The sequence below is a fragment of the Streptomyces nitrosporeus genome (genome assembly GCF_008704555.1).
Classification (GTDB): domain Bacteria; phylum Actinomycetota; class Actinomycetes; order Streptomycetales; family Streptomycetaceae; genus Streptomyces; species Streptomyces nitrosporeus.
In genome coordinates, this window is sequence record NZ_CP023702.1 from 3,524,866 (window position 1) to 3,541,216 (window position 16,351).

At 71.3% G+C, this 16,351-nt stretch carries 17 protein-coding genes; 12 read left to right on the top strand and 5 right to left on the bottom strand.

Annotated features, from left to right (window positions below):
- The first annotated feature begins 93 nt into the window (after positions 1 to 93).
- The 10 genes from CP967_RS15650 (at position 94) to pstB (ending at position 10,760) form a co-directional block, all read left to right on the top strand.
- Positions 94 to 504 carry a GntR family transcriptional regulator gene (locus CP967_RS15650; RefSeq protein WP_150488578.1) on the top strand — a complete coding sequence of 137 codons (411 nt, stop codon included), beginning with the start codon at positions 94 to 96 and terminating at the stop codon, positions 502 to 504.
- Positions 501 to 1,403 carry an ABC transporter ATP-binding protein gene (locus CP967_RS15655; RefSeq protein WP_150488579.1) on the top strand — a complete coding sequence of 301 codons (903 nt, stop codon included), beginning with the start codon at positions 501 to 503 and terminating at the stop codon, positions 1,401 to 1,403. The genes CP967_RS15650 and CP967_RS15655 overlap by 4 nt, the downstream gene beginning before the upstream one ends.
- Entirely contained in the window at positions 1,400 to 2,401 is a 1,002-nt protein-coding gene (locus CP967_RS15660; protein WP_229888457.1) for an ABC transporter permease, read from the top strand. The genes CP967_RS15655 and CP967_RS15660 overlap by 4 nt, the downstream gene beginning before the upstream one ends.
- Positions 2,402 to 2,684: 283 nt before the next feature.
- Entirely contained in the window at positions 2,685 to 4,928 is a 2,244-nt protein-coding gene (locus tag CP967_RS15665; RefSeq protein WP_150488580.1) for an RNA degradosome polyphosphate kinase, read from the top strand.
- A complete protein-coding gene (locus tag CP967_RS15670) occupies positions 4,915 to 5,898 on the top strand; it encodes a CHAD domain-containing protein (protein WP_150488581.1) in 984 nt (327 codons plus the stop codon). The genes CP967_RS15665 and CP967_RS15670 overlap by 14 nt, the downstream gene beginning before the upstream one ends.
- Positions 5,895 to 6,308, top strand: a complete 414-nt coding sequence (locus tag CP967_RS15675) for an NUDIX hydrolase (RefSeq protein WP_150488582.1) — start codon at positions 5,895 to 5,897, stop codon at positions 6,306 to 6,308. The genes CP967_RS15670 and CP967_RS15675 overlap by 4 nt, the downstream gene beginning before the upstream one ends.
- Positions 6,309 to 6,567: 259 nt before the next feature.
- Entirely contained in the window at positions 6,568 to 7,704 is a 1,137-nt protein-coding gene (gene pstS, locus CP967_RS15680) for a phosphate ABC transporter substrate-binding protein PstS (RefSeq protein WP_150488583.1), read from the top strand.
- Positions 7,705 to 7,832: 128 nt separating this feature from the next.
- Positions 7,833 to 8,825: a phosphate ABC transporter permease subunit PstC gene (pstC, locus tag CP967_RS15685; RefSeq protein WP_150488584.1), complete on the top strand. Its 993-nt coding sequence runs from the start codon at positions 7,833 to 7,835 to the stop codon at positions 8,823 to 8,825.
- Complete coding sequence (gene pstA, locus CP967_RS15690) at positions 8,822 to 9,907, top strand: phosphate ABC transporter permease PstA (RefSeq protein ID WP_150488585.1); 1,086 nt, start codon at positions 8,822 to 8,824, stop codon at positions 9,905 to 9,907. Before pstC ends, pstA begins: the two co-directional genes overlap by 4 nt.
- Before the next feature lie 76 nt (positions 9,908 to 9,983).
- Positions 9,984 to 10,760, top strand: coding sequence for a phosphate ABC transporter ATP-binding protein PstB (pstB, locus tag CP967_RS15695; protein ID WP_150488586.1), 777 nt, complete (start codon positions 9,984 to 9,986; stop codon positions 10,758 to 10,760).
- 294 nt (positions 10,761 to 11,054) lie between these two features.
- Here the strand turns inward: pstB and CP967_RS15700 are convergent, their stop codons facing one another.
- Together CP967_RS15700 and CP967_RS15705 are read right to left on the bottom strand one after the other, a co-directional pair.
- A complete protein-coding gene (locus CP967_RS15700) occupies positions 11,055 to 12,053 on the bottom strand; it encodes an inorganic phosphate transporter (protein WP_150488587.1) in 999 nt (332 codons plus the stop codon).
- Between the two features lie 5 nt (positions 12,054 to 12,058).
- The gene (locus CP967_RS15705; RefSeq protein WP_150488588.1) at positions 12,059 to 12,679 is read right to left on the bottom strand and encodes a DUF47 domain-containing protein; all 621 of its coding nucleotides are present in this window, start codon (positions 12,677 to 12,679) and stop codon (positions 12,059 to 12,061) included.
- Between the two features lie 188 nt (positions 12,680 to 12,867).
- On the opposite strand from CP967_RS15705, the gene CP967_RS15710 reads away from it, so the two are divergent.
- Complete coding sequence (locus tag CP967_RS15710) at positions 12,868 to 13,377, top strand: metal-sensitive transcriptional regulator (RefSeq protein ID WP_373300396.1); 510 nt, start codon at positions 12,868 to 12,870, stop codon at positions 13,375 to 13,377.
- Between the two features lie 175 nt (positions 13,378 to 13,552).
- Here CP967_RS15710 and CP967_RS15715 read toward each other — a convergent pair whose 3' ends face one another.
- Both CP967_RS15715 and CP967_RS15720 read right to left on the bottom strand, forming a co-directional pair.
- Positions 13,553 to 13,765: a hypothetical protein gene (locus CP967_RS15715; RefSeq protein ID WP_150488589.1), complete on the bottom strand. Its 213-nt coding sequence runs from the start codon at positions 13,763 to 13,765 to the stop codon at positions 13,553 to 13,555.
- 116 nt (positions 13,766 to 13,881) lie between these two features.
- Positions 13,882 to 14,748 (bottom strand): SCO4651 family lipoprotein, encoded by an 867-nt coding sequence (locus CP967_RS15720; protein WP_190175133.1) that lies wholly within the window; start codon positions 14,746 to 14,748, stop codon positions 13,882 to 13,884.
- A 153-nt stretch (positions 14,749 to 14,901) separates the two neighbouring features.
- On the opposite strand from CP967_RS15720, the gene CP967_RS15725 reads away from it, so the two are divergent.
- Positions 14,902 to 15,093 carry a hypothetical protein gene (locus tag CP967_RS15725; protein WP_150488590.1) on the top strand — a complete coding sequence of 64 codons (192 nt, stop codon included), beginning with the start codon at positions 14,902 to 14,904 and terminating at the stop codon, positions 15,091 to 15,093.
- Between the two features lie 294 nt (positions 15,094 to 15,387).
- On the opposite strand, the gene CP967_RS15730 is transcribed toward CP967_RS15725, so the two are convergent.
- Positions 15,388 to 16,119, bottom strand: coding sequence for a phosphatase PAP2 family protein (locus tag CP967_RS15730; RefSeq protein WP_150488591.1), 732 nt, complete (start codon positions 16,117 to 16,119; stop codon positions 15,388 to 15,390).
- Between the last annotated feature and the right edge of the window lie 232 nt (positions 16,120 to 16,351).

The window sequence follows — 16,351 nt, forward strand, 5'->3', positions numbered from 1 at the left end:
CGGCAGATCAACCGGGCGAGGGGCGGCGTCACTTGACGCCGCCCCTCTTTTGCACCACCCTTTCACTACTCAATTAGTGAAAGGGTGGTGCCCATGGCAGAGTCCGCAGCGGTCGAGTTCCGTATCGACCGGCGCAGCGGCGTCGCCACCTACCTGCAGATCGTCCAGCAGACCAAGCAGGCCCTGCGTCTGGGCGTACTGGAGCCGGGCGACCGGCTTCCCACGGCCCGCGAGGTCGTGGAGGCCACCGCCATCAACCCCAACACCGTGCTCAAGGCCTACCGCGAGCTGGAGCGCGAGGGCCTCGTCGAGGCCCGGCGGGGGCTCGGCACCTTCGTCCGCCGCACGCTGGGCAGCGCGGCGGTCGCCGCCGACGCGCCGCTGCGCGCCGAACTCGAGGGCTGGGCCGGCCGGGCCCGCGCGGCCGGGCTCGACAAGGACGACGTGAACGCGCTCTTCACCGACGTACTGGACAGCATCTTCAAGGGGGAACCGCACTCATGACAGGCGCGGCCATCGAGGCGGACGGCCTCGGCATGCTCTACGGGCGAAGGCGCGGGTGGGCGCTGCGCGACTGCTCCTTCCGGCTGCCCGCCGGACGTATCTGCGCCCTCGTCGGGCCCAACGGCGCCGGGAAGTCCACCCTGCTCGCCCTCGCCGCGGGCCTGCTGAGGCCCACCGAGGGGACCGTACGGGTCCTGGGCGCGGCCGATCCCGCCGGCACCCGGCACCGCGTCGCCTACGTCGCCCAGGACAAGCCGCTGTACCCGCAGCTCACCGTCGCCGGCACGCTCCGGGCGGGCGCCGATCTCAACCCGGGCACCTGGGACGGCGAGGCCGCCGGCCGGATCGCCGGACCGCTCCCGCACGGCGCGAAGGTCCGCTCCCTGTCCGGCGGCCAGCGCACCCGGCTCGCCCTCGCCCTGGCTCTCGGCAAGCGTGCCGAACTCCTGCTGCTGGACGAGCCGATGGCGGACCTCGACCCCTTGGCCCGGCACCAGCTGATGGGCGCGCTGATGGCCGAGGCCGCCGACCACGCGACGACCATCGTGATGTCCTCCCACATCCTCACCGAGCTGGAGGGCGCCTGCGACTACGTCCTGCTCGTCGACGGCGGCCGGGTCCGCCTCGGCGGGGAGAGCGAGGACCTCGTCGCCGCGCACGCCCGGATCACCGGCCAGGTCCGCGACCTCGCCCCGCACACCGTCATCGAGTCCCGTACGACGGGGCGTCAGCTCAGCGCACTGGTACGGAAGGAAGGCCGGGTGGACGACACCGCCTGGGACGTGACGGAACCGTCCCTGGAGGAGCTGCTGCTGGCCCACCTCCGCACCCCCGGGGCCCCGGCCCTGCTCACCCCGAGCGCCGGCGGGCCCGTGCCCGGGGAGGTGGCAGCCGCGTGAGCACCACCCTCATCCCCGCGCCCGCCCGGGACCGCTCCCGCGCGTCGCTGCGCGGATCCCTCCGGGTCCTGTCGCGCCAGCACCGGCGGGCGCTGTGGACCGCCCTCACCCTGCTGCTCGCGGGCGCCGGGAGCGTGGTCGCCATGCGCGTCTGGATCGCCGCGCGCAGCGTCGAGGAGCAGTGTCCGGACCACGACGTGACCCGGTGCGGCGACGGCACCTACATGACCACCTACGCCCGGACCTCCACGGAGGTCTTCCTGTCCGACGGCGGAACGGTCATGGTGCTGCTCGCCGCGCTCCTCGGCGTCTTCGTGGCCGGCCCGCTGATCGCGCGCGAGCTGGGCGACGGCACGTACAGACTCGCCTGGTCCCAGTCGGTCTCCCCCGCGAGCTGGCTCACGGCGCGCCTCGCCCTCCCCCTGACGCTCGCCACCGCCGGGGCCGTCGTCCTGGTTCCGGTCTACCGCTGGGGCCTGTCGTTCGGGTCCGACCACCCCTACGCGTACGGGCTCCGGTGGCACGCGGAGGGTGTCTACCCGGGCCACGGGCCCGTGCTGCTCGGGTACGCCGTGCTCGCGGTGGCGCTCGGCGCGCTCTCGGCCCTCCTCCTGCGCCGCACCTTCCTCGCCGCGTCAGCCGCCGCACTGGCGTTCGGGGCGGTGTTCCTCGTCCTGTCGAAGGTGCGGTACCGCCTCTGGGAGCCGGTGCGGCTCACCGGGAAGGGAAGCCCGGAGGGTGACGATGTCTGGCATGTGCGTTCCGGCATGCTCACCGCGTCCGGGAAGGAGGTGGGCACGGAGAACTGCTACACCGTGGACGGGTTCGCCGACCCGGTCGCCTGCATGCGCAGCCGCGGCGGCGTCACGCGGTACACCGACTACCACCCCGCCTCGCACCACTGGCCCCTCCAGCTCGTGGAGACCGGCATCCTGCTCGCCCTCGCCGCCCTGGCCCTCGCGCTCGCCTTCCGGCTGCTGCGCCGCCTCCACGGCTGACAGGACTCCGCTGCCGGGTTCCGGGTTCCGGGGGGATCCCGGAACCCGGCAGAGGAACGTATGTACGAATAACGGGGAGCGGCCTGGCAGCCACACCGCTTCCTCCACGTCATGTCGCCGTTACCGGCCATTCAGAAGGGCTTGCGACCCTCACGGGATGCAGCCAGCCCTGCCCGCCCCCCGCAACGGGTCCGACCGGGCTTCACCGCCCGCTTCCACATCTTCCGTGGTATTCAACGGCTCCGACGCGCCTGCCGAGCCGAACACGCGGAAGAATAGGACCATGAGCCAGCAGCCCCGCGCCGAGGTCCCGGTCCAGTCCGCCCAGCCGTCGGTCGGCTCCCTCGCCGCCCACCGGCCCAAGGCGACCGCCGGCTCCGCCTCCGCCCTGTCCACCTCCGCCGACCTCGACCCGGACCTGGACAACGACGCGGACGCCTACGAGCCGGAGACCGACGGGGACGAGCTGCCGCAGGGCCGGTTCCTGGACCGGGAGCGCAGCTGGCTCGCCTTCAACGAACGGGTCCTGGAACTGGCCGAGGACCCCACCACCCCGCTCCTCGAACGAGCCAACTTCCTGGCGATCTTCGCCTCCAACCTGGACGAGTTCTTCATGGTCCGGGTGGCCGGGCTCAAGCGCCGCATCGCCACCGGGGTCGCCACCCGCTCCGCCTCCGGCCTCCAGCCCCGCGAGGTCCTGGACCTGATCTGGAACCGGTCGCGCGAACTCATGGCCCGGCACGCCGCCTGCTACCAGCAGGACGTGGCACCCGCCCTCTCGGACGAGGGCATCCATCTGATCCGCTGGCCGGACCTGACCGAGAAGGAACAGGCCCGCCTCTTCACCTTCTTCCGGCAGCGCGTCTTCCCCGTGCTGACCCCGCTGGCCGTCGACCCCGCGCACCCCTTCCCGTACATCTCCGGCCTCTCGCTCAACCTCGCCGTCGTCGTACGCAACCCGGTCAGCGGCCACCGCCACTTCGCCCGCGTGAAGGTGCCTCCGCTGCTCACCCGCTTCCTGGAGGCGTCACCGCAGCGCTACGTCCCGATAGAGGACGTCATCGCCGCGCACCTCGAAGAGCTGTTCCCCGGCATGGAGGTCCTCGCCCACCACATGTTCCGGGTCACCAGGAACGAGGACCTGGAGGTCGAGGAGGACGACGCGGAGAACCTCCTCCAGGCCCTGGAGAAGGAGCTGATGCGGCGGCGCTTCGGCCCTCCGGTCCGCCTGGAGGTCGAGGAGTCCATCGACCCCTACGTCCTCGACCTGCTCGTCCGCGAGCTGAACATCTCCGAGAACGAACTCTTCCCGCTGCCCGGACCGCTCGACCTCACCGCGCTGTTCGGCATAGCGTCCCTGGACCGGCCCGAGCTGAAGTACCCGAAGTTCATCGCCGGCACCCACCGGGACCTGGCCGAGGTGGAGTCCGCCTCCGCGCCGGACATATTCGCCGCGCTGCGCGAGCGGGACGTGCTGCTGCACCACCCGTACGACTCCTTCTCCACCTCCGTCCAGTCCTTCCTGGAACAGGCGGCGGGCGACCCGGACGTCCTCGCGATCAAGCAGACGCTGTACCGCACCTCCGGCGACTCCCCGATAGTCGACGCCCTCATCGACGCCGCCGAGTCCGGCAAGCAGGTCCTCGTCCTCGTCGAGATCAAGGCCCGTTTCGACGAACAGGCCAACATCAAGTGGGCCCGCAAGCTGGAGGAGGCGGGCTGCCACGTCGTGTACGGCCTCGTCGGCCTCAAGACCCACTGCAAGCTGTCGCTCGTCGTCCGGCAGGAGGGCGACACCCTGCGCCGCTACTCCCACGTCGGCACCGGCAACTACCACCCCAAGACCGCCCGGCTGTACGAGGACCTCGGGCTGCTCACCGCCGACCCGCAGGTCGGGGCCGACCTCTCCGACCTCTTCAACCGGCTCTCCGGCTACTCACGCCGCGAGACCTACCGCCGGCTGCTGGTCGCCCCCAAGTCCCTGCGCGACGGACTGATCGCCCGTATCAACAAGGAGGTCGCCCACCACCGGGCCGGCCGCCCCGCCTACGTCCGCATCAAGGCCAACTCGATGGTCGACGAGGCCGTCATCGACGCCTGCTACCGGGCCGCCCGGGCGGGCGTGCCGGTGGACATCTGGGTGCGCGGGATCTGCGCGATCCGGCCCGGCGTCCCCGGGCTGTCCGAGAACATCCGGGTACGTTCCGTCCTCGGCCGCTTCCTGGAACACTCCCGGGTCTTCGCCTTCGGCAACGGCGGCGAGCCCGAAGTCTGGTTCGGCAGCGCCGACATGATGCACCGCAACCTCGACCGGCGGATCGAGGCCCTGGTCCGCGTCACCGACCCCGCCCACCGCGCCGCTCTCAGCAGGCTGCTGGAGACCGGCATGTCCGACACCACCTCCTCCTGGCACCTCGGCCCCGACGGCGACTGGACCCGGCACTCCACGGACGCCGACGGCCAACCGCTGCGGCACGTACAGGAGATGCTCATCGATGCCCGGAGGCGCAGGCGTGCGACGCCCTGACCACCAGACGACGACCTGCTCCGCGGCCGCGGTCCTCGCGCCCTATCTGCACGAACAGGCGGCGGACTTCCTGCGCGGCCTGCGCCTGCACCAGGAGCACAGCACCCCCACGGACGCCGGCGGCCCGGGCGCGGAGGAGGCCACCGCCGCCCTGCGGCAGGCGGCCCGCCGGATCAGCGGCGCCCTGCACACCTTCCGGGCGGCGCTCGACCCGGGCTGGGCCGACCACCTCCGTACCGAACTGGCCTGGCTGTCGGGCACCCTGGCGCGCGAACACGCCTACGCCACCCGGCTCGGGCGGCTGCTGGAAGCCCTCCACCAGCTCTCCGGCGCCGCCCTCCCCGCCGCCAGGACGGGGGCGCTGTCCGCCGGCGGCGAGGAGCGGGCCGCGCTCGGTGTCGGCGCCGCCCGGGCCGGCGCGCTCCTGGAACGCCGGCTGACCCTCGCCCGGACCCGCGCCCACTCCGCCGCCCTCCAGGCGCTCGGCTCCTCCCGCTTCCACGCCGTCGCCGACGCCGTCGCCCTGCTGGCCTCCGAGGTCCCGCTGGCCCCGGCGGCGGCGGGCCCGGCCTCCGAGGTGCTGCACGATCCGGCCCTGCGGGCCGAGCAGCGGCTGCTGGCCGCGGTGGCGGCCCTGCCGCCCGACGAGAGCGCCGAACCGTACAACGAGGCGCGGGACGCGCCCTGGCACCAGGCCCGTCTGCTGCTGCGGCTGCACCGCTACGCCCGCGAGGTCGTCCACGGGGCCCCCGATCCGGTCCTGACCGGCGCCGGGCACGCCCTGGACCTGCACCGGGACGCCGCGGAGGCGGCGACGGCCGCGGCGTCGGCGGCCCGCACCCCGCGGATCGCCCCCGCGACGGCGTACGCCCTGGGGGTGCTCCACGCCGACCAGCGCCACGAGGTGGAGGCGGCGCGGGCGGAGTTCCGTGGGGCGTGGCCGTACACCGCCGCGGTGACCGCGTCATGAGCGGCGGCCCCGTCCTGGCCGCGGGCTGCGTGCTGTGGCGGCGCACCCCGGCCGGCGGGCCGGAGGTCTGCCTGGTCCACCGGCCGCGCTACGACGACTGGTCGTTCCCGAAGGGCAAGCTGAAACGCGGCGAGACCTCGCTGGAGGCCGCCCGGCGCGAGGTCCTGGAGGAGACGGGTCACCACTGCGTCCCCGGCCCGGCCCTGCCCACCGCCCGCTACCTGGCGAACGGGCGGCCCAAGGAGGTCGGCTACTGGGCGGCCGAGGCGGTGTCCGGCGGGACCTTCGTGCCGAACGACGAGGTCGACCGGCTGGCCTGGCTCGATCCGGCCACGGCCCGGGAGCGCCTCAGCCGCCCCGGCGACCGGGTCCAGCTGGACGCCTTCCTGAACGGCCCGGCCGACGCCTGAACGCGTCCTGGGCACGCTCCGGCCGGGGCCCGCGCGTCCCCGGCCGCCCCCGGCCGGAGGGCTGCCCCGGCCCTCCGGGCCCGGAACCGGCCCGACCGGCACGGTTCACCTTCCGTTCACTGAGCCCCGTAGGCCGCTTCACCTGTTCTGCCTAATTTCGGACGTGCACGGTGCACGGCACCACGCCGGCGCACCCCTCCTCATCGCACGCCGCCTCGCACCACCAGCCGCGGCGGCTCCTGGAAGGAACACCCCGAAAGTGAAGCTTCAGCGCAAGAACCGGCTTCGTGCCACCGCGCTCGGTGCCCTCGCCGTCTCCGGCGCCCTGGTCCTCACGGCGTGCGGTTCGGACGACAACAGCAACGCCGACGCGAACGGCGGCGGCAAGTCGAGTACGGCCGCCTCGGACATCACGTGCGACGGCGCCGAGGGCCAGCTGCTCGCCTCCGGTTCCAGCGCGCAGAAGAACGCCATGGACCTCTGGGTCAAGAACTACATGGCCGCCTGCTCCGGCGTGGAGGTCAACTACAACTCCTCCTCCTCCGGCGAGGGCATCGTCGCCTTCAACCAGGGCACCGTCGGCTTCGCCGGCTCCGACTCGGCGCTGAAGCCCGAGGAGGTCGAGGAGTCCAAGAAGATCTGCAAGACCGGCCAGGGCATCAACCTCCCGATGGTCGGCGGCCCGGTCGCGATCGGCTTCCACCTCGAAGGCGTGGACAGCCTGGTCCTGGACGCCCCCACCCTCGCCAAGATCTTCGACACCAAGATCACGAAGTGGAACGACAAGGCGATCGCCGACCTCAACAAGGGCGTCGAGCTGCCGGACAAGCCGATCCAGCCCTTCCACCGCTCCGAGGACTCCGGCACCACGCAGAACCTCGGCAAGTACCTGAGCGCCGCGGCTCCGGACGCCTGGAAGTACGAGGCCGAGAAGAAGTGGCCCGCCCCCGGCGGCCAGGCCGCGTCCGGCTCGTCCGGTGTCGCCTCCCAGGTGAAGGCCGTCGACGGCTCGATCGGCTACTTCGAGCTCTCCTACGCCGCCTCGCAGGACATCACCACCGTCGACATCGAGACCGGCAGCGGCACCCCGGTGAAGGCCACCTCGGAGAACGCCTCCAAGGCCATCGCCGCCGCGAAGGTCGTCGGCACCGGCAAGGACCTGGCCCTCGAACTCGACTACGCCACCAAGGCCGAAGGCGCCTACCCGATCGTCCTGGTGACCTACGAGGTCGTCTGCGACACCGGCAACAAGGCCGACACCCTCGGCACCGTCAAGTCCTTCCTGACGTACGCCTCCTCCGAGGACGGCCAGAAGGTCCTCACCGACGCCGGCTACGCGCCGATCCCCGCGGAGATCAACGCCAAGGTCCGCGAGACCGTCGCCGGTCTCTCGTAAGCAACCCGCACGACCCGGCAGGCGGGCCGGTCCGGCGCACCCCTCCGGACCGGCCTCCACCCGCCCGAACCATCCGGTGCACCGCCGCCAGGGGAGCCAGCCGCTCCCCCACACAGACCGGAAAGACCATGGCTTCCACCACATCACTCGACACCCCGCCGGCTCCGCCGGCACCACGTGACCGCCCCAGGTCCACCGGGCGCGTCGGCGACAAGATCTTCATAGGCCTCTCCCGGGGCTCCGGCATCCTGCTGCTGGTGGTCATGGCGTCGATCGCCGTGTTCCTCGGCTACCGGGCCGCGACGGCCATCTCGGAGAACGAGGGCAACTTCCTCACCACCTTCGACTGGAACCCGGCCGGCGACCCGCCGGTCTTCGGCATCGCCGTCCTGCTCTTCGGCACGGTCGTCAGCTCGGTCATCGCGATGGTCATCGCGGTCCCGATCGCCGTCGGCATCGCCCTGTTCATCTCGCACTACGCGCCGCGCAAGCTGGCCGCCCCCCTCGGGTACGTGATCGACCTGCTGGCCGCCGTGCCCAGCATCGTCTACGGCATCTGGGGCGCCCTCGTCCTCGTCCCGTACCTGGAGGGCCTGAACCTCTGGCTCGACCAGTTCTTCGGCTGGACGTACGTCTTCGACAAGACCGCGATCGGCGTCCCCCGCTCGCTCTTCACCGTCGGCATCCTGCTCGCGATCATGATCCTGCCGATCGTGACCAGCGTCACCCGTGAGGTCTTCCTCCAGGTCCCGAAGATGAACGAGGAAGCGGCGCTCGCCCTCGGCGCCACCCGCTGGGAGGTCGTCCGGCTCTCGGTCCTGCCCTTCGGCCGCTCCGGGATCATCTCGGCCTCGATGCTGGGCCTGGGCCGCGCGCTCGGCGAGACGATGGCCGTCGCCACGGTCCTCTCCCCCAGCTTCCTGATCTCCCTGCACGTGCTCAACCACGGCGGCGGCACCTTCGCCCAGAACATCGCCGCCAAGTTCGGCGAGGCCGACGAATTCGGGCGCGACGCCCTGATCGCCTCGGGTCTCGTCCTCTTCGTCCTCACCCTGCTGGTCAACGGCGCGGCCCGGCTCATCATCGCCCGCCGCAAGGAGTACTCGGGGGCCAACGCATGAGCCACGCCACCACCACCGGCCTGCGGGACAGCGTCCCCGGGACCATCCCGGACAGCGGCGGGAAGACCGCCGGCCTCAGCAGCCGCCGCCTCCCCCGCTGGGCCCCGCTCGGCTTCGCCGCCGTCGCGGTCCTGCTCGGCGTCGGTATCAGCAGCATCGCCGGCTGGCACAGCCGCATCCAGTGGGGCCTGCTCTCCGCCCTGTTCTTCCTGGCGATCTCCTACGTGGCGACCACCGTGGTCGAGAACAAGCGCCAGGCCAAGGACCGGCTCGCCACCAGCGTCGTCTGGGTGTGCTTCCTGGTCGCCGTCGTCCCGCTCGCCTCACTGCTGTGGACGACGGTCAGCCGCGGTGCGGAGCGCCTGGACGGCTACTTCCTCACCCACTCCATGGCCGGGGTCCTCGGTCCCGAGGCCAGCGGCGGTGTCTACCACGCGCTGATCGGCACCCTGGAGCAGGTCGGGATCGCCACCGTGATCTCCGCCCCGCTGGGCCTGCTGACCGCGGTCTACCTGGTCGAGTACGGCAAGGGCGCGCTCGCCAAGGCCGTGACCTTCTTCGTCGACGTGATGACGGGTATCCCCTCCATCGTCGCCGGGCTCTTCATCCTGTCGATCATGCTGATCCTGGAGATCGAACCGTCCGGCCTGATGGGCGCGCTGGCGCTGACCATCCTGATGCTGCCCGTCGTGGTCCGCTCGACGGAAGAGATGCTCAAGCTGGTGCCGAACGAACTGCGTGAGGCCTCGCTCGCCCTCGGCATCCCGAAGTGGCGGACCATCCTGAAGGTGGTCCTGCCCACCGCGATCGGCGGCATCACCACCGGCGTCATGCTCGCCATCGCCCGTATCGCCGGTGAGACGGCCCCGATCATGCTGCTGGTCTTCGGCAGCCAGCTGATCAACACGAACCCCTTCGACGGCGCCCAGTCCTCGCTGCCCTTCTACATCTACGAGCAGTACAAGGTCGGCGAGGTCGCCTCCTACGACCGCGCCTGGGCCGCGGCCCTGGTCCTGATCGCCTTCGTCATGATCCTCAACCTGGTGGCCCGCGGGATCGCCCGCTGGAAGGCCCCGCGGTGACGACCGTGCGGCTCCGCCCCGTGGCCGGTCGCTGACGCGGCCCCTCAGCGACCTTTCGAAAGAAGTAGTGATTCACATGGCCAAGCGCATCGACGTCGGCGGACTCACCGCCTACTACGGCTCCCACAAGGCCATCGAGGACATCTCGATGACCGTGGAACCCCGCTCCGTGACCGCCTTCATCGGCCCGTCCGGCTGCGGCAAGTCCACCTTCCTGCGCACCCTGAACCGCATGCACGAGGTGACCCCCGGCGGCCGGGTCGAGGGCAAGGTGCTGCTCGACGACGAGAACCTGTACGGCCCCGGGGTCGACCCGGTCGCCGTCCGCCGCACCGTCGGCATGGTCTTCCAGCGCCCGAACCCCTTCCCCACCATGTCGATCTTCGACAACGTCGCGGCGGGCCTGCGGCTCAACGGTTCGTACCGCAAGAACCAGCTCGGCGACATCGTCGAGAAGTCCCTGCGCGGCGCCAACCTCTGGAACGAGGTCAAGGACCGCCTGAACAAGCCGGGCTCCGGCCTCTCCGGCGGTCAGCAGCAGCGCCTGTGCATCGCCCGCGCCATCGCGGTCGAGCCGGACGTGCTCCTGATGGACGAACCGTGCTCGGCCCTCGACCCGATCTCGACCCTCGCCATCGAGGACCTGATCGGCGAGCTGAAGGAACGCTTCACGATCGTGATCGTGACGCACAACATGCAGCAGGCCGCGCGCGTCTCGGACCGCACCGCCTTCTTCAACCTCGCGGCGGTCGGCAAGCCCGGCCGGCTGATCGAGATCGACGAGACGGAGCGGATCTTCTCCAACCCGTCCGTGCAGGCCACCGAGGACTACATCTCGGGCCGCTTCGGATAACCCAGACGGCCTTGGGGTGCTGCATGGCGGTGCCACCACAAGGCGAAGGGTCCGCCCCGGCTCTCCCGGAAACCTCCGGGGAGCGGGGGCGGACCCATGTGCGTTCCATGCGGACCTGTGTGCGGGACCGTGTGCGGGCCGTGCGGGCCGTGCGGGGATCCGTGGCCGGAACCCCGGACCGTGTCACCGGTCACCGGGCGGGGGCCGCCAGCCGGGGGCCGCCGGCGGGGAGCCCGTCAGCCGGTGTCGTAAGCCCGGAAGCCGTCGGCCCGGAAACCGTCGGCCCGGGGGCCGTCAGCCGAAGAGCAGGAACACGATCCCGTAACTCAGCGCGGCGACGAGTGCCGCGGCGGGCATCGTGATGAACCAGCCGAGGATGATGTTCTTGGCGACGCCCCAGCGGACCGCGTTGACCCGCTTCGTGGCACCCACACCCATGATCGCGGAGGTGATGACGTGAGTGGTGGAGATCGGCGCGTGGAACAGGAACGCCGAGCCGAACATGATCGACGCACCGGTCGTCTCCGCCGCGAACCCCTGCGGCGGGTCCAGCTCGATGATCTTGCGGCCCAGGGTGCGCATGATGCGCCAGCCACCGGCGTAGGTACCCAGCGACAGCATCAGCGCGCAGACGATCTTCACCCAGACCGGGATCTCGTCGTTCGGACCCTCGACATCGGCGATGACCAGGGCCATCACCACGATGCCCATCGTCTTCTGCGCGTCCTGGAGGCCGTGACCGAGCGCCATGCCCGCGGCCGAGACCGTCTGCGCGATACGGAAGCCGCGCTTGGCCTTGTGCGGGTTGGTCTTCCGGAATATCCACATGATCCCGACCATCACCAGATAGCCGACGACCAGGCCGATGACCGGGGAGAGGAACATCGGGATGACGATCTTGGACAGCACGCCGTCCCAGTGCACCACCGTCCCGCCGGCCAGCGCCGCGCCCACCATGCCGCCGAACAGGGCGTGCGAGGAGGAGGACGGCAGGCCGTAGTACCAGGTGACGAGGTTCCAGATCACCGCGCCGACCAGCGCCGCGAAGAGGATGCCCATCCCCTTCTGGCCCTCGGGCGTGGCGATGAGGCCTTCGCTGACGGTCTTGGCGACCCCCTGGCCCAGGAAGGCACCCGCGAGGTTCATCACCGCGGCCATCGCCAGAGCCGCACGCGGGGTCAGCGCCCGGGTGGAGACCGAGGTGGCGATGGCGTTCGCCGAGTCGTGGAAGCCGTTCGTATACGTGAAGCCGAGCGCGACACCGATGGTCACGATCAGCGCAAAGGTGTCCACGAGGTTCAGGACTCCTTGACCGCGATGGTCTCCACGGTGTTGGCGACGTGCTCGAACGCGTCAGCCGCCTCTTCCAGCACGTCCACGATCTGCTTCAGCTTCAGCACGTCCATGGCGTCGTACTTGCCGTTGAACAGATGGGCCAGCAGCTTGCGGTGGATCTGGTCGGCCTGGTTCTCCAGACGGTTGACCTCGATCCAGTACTCGGTGAGGTTGTCCATGGTGCGCAGCCCCGGCATGGCCTCCGCGGTCAGCTCCGCCGCCCGGGCCAGCACCTCGATCTGCTGCTCGACGCCCTTGGGGAGCGCCTCGATCTGGTACAGCACGACCAGGTCGACGGCCTCTTCCATGAAGTCCATGATGTCGTCGAGCGACGAGGCGAGGTTGTAGATGTCCTCGCGGTCGAACGGCGTGATGAACGAGGAGTTCAGCTGGTGGAAGATCGCGTGGGTGGCATCGTCCCCCGCGTGTTCCGCTGCCCGCATACGCTCCGCGATCTCGACCCGGGAGGCTGAATCCGCCCCGAGCAGTTCCATCAGGAGCTTGGAGCCCGTGACGATGTTGTCCGCGGACGCGGAAAACATGTCGTAGAAGCTCGTCTCCCTGGGGGTCAGACGAAAGCGCACGTGGGGTCCTCGGGGTGCTCTGGATTCGGTCAGGCTGATGCTAGGCGCATCATCCGGCCACAGCTAACCGGCGTTCTTCAGTGTCGCGCATCGGGCGCGACGTTCGGCACGGACCCCCGGTCACGTTTCGGCTGTATTCGTTACGATATACCCGGCCGGGGTATATCGAGGACAACGGGAGGAGCCCCATGACCACCACCGACGCGACCGACACGGCCGACACCGGAACAGACCCGGGCACGGGTACCGAGACGGGTCCGGCCGCGGTGCCGGGGCCGGACGCGGGGGCGGGGCCGGAGCCGGGGGCGGGACCGGCCGCGGCGCCGGAAACGGGCGCGGAGACAAGCTCGGCCGCGGTGCCGGAAACGGAGCCGGTTCCGGCCTCCGGGCCCGTGGTCACCGATCACGACCGCGGGATCCACGGCTACCACCACCAGAAGGACGAGCACCTCAAGCGCCTGCGCCGTATCGAGGGCCAGATCCGCGGCCTCCAGCGGATGGTGGACGAGGACGTCTACTGCATCGACATACTCACCCAGGTCTCCGCGTCCACCAAGGGACTCCAGTCCTTCGCGCTCCAGCTGCTGGAGGAGCACCTGCGGCACTGCGTGGCCGACGCCGCCCTCAAGGGGGGCGGGGAGATCGACGCGAAGGTCGAGGAAGCCACCAAGGCGATCGCCCGCCTGCTCCGCACCTGACGCGCCACCGGCCGCGGCCGTGCCGGGGCGCGCGGCGCGGCCCGGCCGCAGGACACCGGGGGCGGCCTCAGGTCACCGAGGGTGACGGTGGGCGCGGCCCGGTCCTCGGACAGGGACGAACCGGCGGCCGTGGCTCCCGGGCCTCCCGGCGCCGGCGGCCACGGCCGCCCCGGGTTCAGAGCTGAGGCCGTGGTTGCCGGGGGACGGCCGACGGCACCGGCCCGGGGCCGTCGGATCCGACGTTGAGGACCTCGTCGATACGGTCCGGGCTCAGCCGGTCCTCCGGCGCGGCCGACGCCGCGATCATGAGTTCACCGCACCACTCGATCTCGGCGAGGGCCACGTGGTCCTGAGCGGTCGGGGCGCTGAGCGTCACCGTCTGCGTCACCTCTCTCTGCCTCGCCGGCTCCGGTGGGTGGCACCGGCCCCGGCGTGCCGGATTCCTAGCGTAGGGATCGCGCCATACTCGGTGCATGACACGGACGGGCCATTTCGGCCCCCTCCCTACGGCGATTCCGGGCCGTCCCCGCCCTGCCGGACACGGCCCGTGTAGATGTCGCCCTCGGGCGGCAGCCGTACGGAGACCGGAGACCCGAATCCGTACAGCAGCATCGTCGACACCACTTCGACCGACGGCCCGCCGGCCGCGTAACTGAAGCGGTGGCGCACCTTCCGCAGCAGCCCGTCGTCGTCGAGGTACGCGTCGAAGGGCACGGTGTCCGAACCGAGCCCGGCGGCGGCCGCGGCCATCGCGCCGCGCGAGGACGGCGAAGCCCTCCGGGCCGCCTGCCCCAGGTCGGCGGTGCCCCGGTAGTGGCGGACCGGCACCCCGGCGAGCTCCGTCCGCCCCATGTAGCGCACCTCGGCCGCCCCGCGCAGCAGCTCCGCGGCGGCCGTCGGATCGGTCACACCGCCGGTGACGAGGTTGCCGTCCGCCAGCCCCGCCGTGTCGATCCGGACCCACTTGCCGTCGGGCACACCGGCGCCACGGTTCTTCATGTACAGCGCACCGGGCACCAGCAGTTCCGTGACCGGGCGGCGCCCCTCCGCCCCGGCGGCGTCCTTCGGCAGCACCACCTTGATCCGGCCCAGCTGCCGGCGGAAGTCGTAGGCCCCCACACCCCGGATCGTCACCCGGGTCCCGCCGGACGCGGTCTCCATCGACGTACGTGTCTCGGCACTGCCGGCGTGCGACAGGACGGCGGCGGCCCGGCGGACCTCCGCCAGCGGGGGCCCGCCGCTTCCACGGTGCCCGGTGCCCTCGTCCCCGGCCGGTCCCGCACACCCCGTACTCATGGCCATCGCGCCCGCGGCGACGAGGGCGCACACCGAAAGCGCCCTGCCGTGGCACCTGTGCTGTCGCACCACCATCGCCTGCCAACCCCCAACGACCGTACGCCGGAACGAGCTTCAGCCCGACCCGCCTAACGACCACCCGGGCCCCTCGTCACGCCGGTTCACCACGGCCGCAAGCCGATCGGCCCATACGTTCACGCCGACGGGCGCCCCCGGTACCGTGGACACGTGCATGAGGACACCCCGGCGCCCCCGGACTCCGCCGTCCCGCCCCCCGCCGCCGCGCACAGCACCACGACCGTCGAACGCGGATCGTTCTGCCTGGCCCGATGCGTGTGCGGCTGGTCGGGACCGGCCCGCCGGTCCCGTGACAAGGCCCGCACCGACGCCGCCGGACACGGAGCGCCCCTGCCCGTGTGACGGACCGTGTGACGGAGCCCCCTCCGGTGGGGCGGAGTTTCCCTTTTCCGGTGTGCCGGGGCGCGCTCCGGCGTGCGGGAGCCGTCCTTCCGGGGCGGCGGTGCGGCGGAGCGCCCCTCGCGTCCGGCCCTCGGCCCGCCCGCGCGTACGTCCCCGCCTCGGCCTCCGCCCCCGTCTCCGGTTCCGTGTCCACGACACGACTCAGGGGGCGCCCCGGGGAGGGGCACCCCCTGAAGGTGTGCCGTGGCCGCGCTCCGTGCGCGGCCGGGTGGCCGTGAGGCCCGTGCGTACGTTCTACGCGGCCAGGTCCTTCTCACCGGGGCCGCCGCGGTTCCCGCCCGGACGCGGCTCGGGGATGCCCTGGGACTCGTTCCGGCCCCCGGCCGCCGCCGTAAGAGGCTTCCGCGAGCGGACCATCCAGCCCACCGAATCCGTACGCGCCACCGCACCCAGCAGCGGCGTCAGCAACATCATCGCGAGCGGGGCGAGAAGGAGGGCCACCGCCGTGCCCAGGGCGAAACCACCGATGACGTCGGTCGGGTAGTGCACACCCATGTAGATGCGGCAGAACCCTTCGAGCAGCGCCAGCCCCAGCGCGAAGAGGCCGAACTTCCGGTTGGCCACGAACAGCCCCACCGCGATCGCCATCGCCATCGTCGCGTGGTCGCTGACGAAGGAGAAGTCCGTCTTCCCCTCCACCAGGACCTCGAGACCGTCGTGGTCGTTGAACGGCCGTGGCCGTTCGACGAACCCCCGGATCGGGATGTTGATGATCAACGCGATCCCGGCCGCGAGGGGCGCCCACACCAGTCCGGCGACCGCGGTCACCGATTCCTCGGTCGTCCCACGCCTACGAACGCTCCACCAGCACCACAGGCCGAGCGCGACCATGGCGAACATGATCCCGAACTCACCGACGAACTCCATGACCCGGTCGAACCAGGTGGGAGCCGCCTTCGCCAGCCCGTTGATGTCGTAGAGCAGGCTGACGTCCGGGTTCGACCCTTCGAGTGCGAGTCCAGCCATCTCCTGCGGCCCCTTGCCTTGTCTTCTGCTGCGACGCACAGCGGTGTGCGTCGTCTTGGTCTGACCCCCGTAATCGGTGCGGATTCCTGCACACGTGACGTCGTGATGCCGTGACGTGTCTCCGCACTGGCCAGTGCCGCATGGTCAGTGCGCATGCTGTCCCAGTCCAGGGAACGGCCGAGCGGCCCCGTCCGTTCCGCCCTCCACCGAATGATCACCATGACGTTATCGA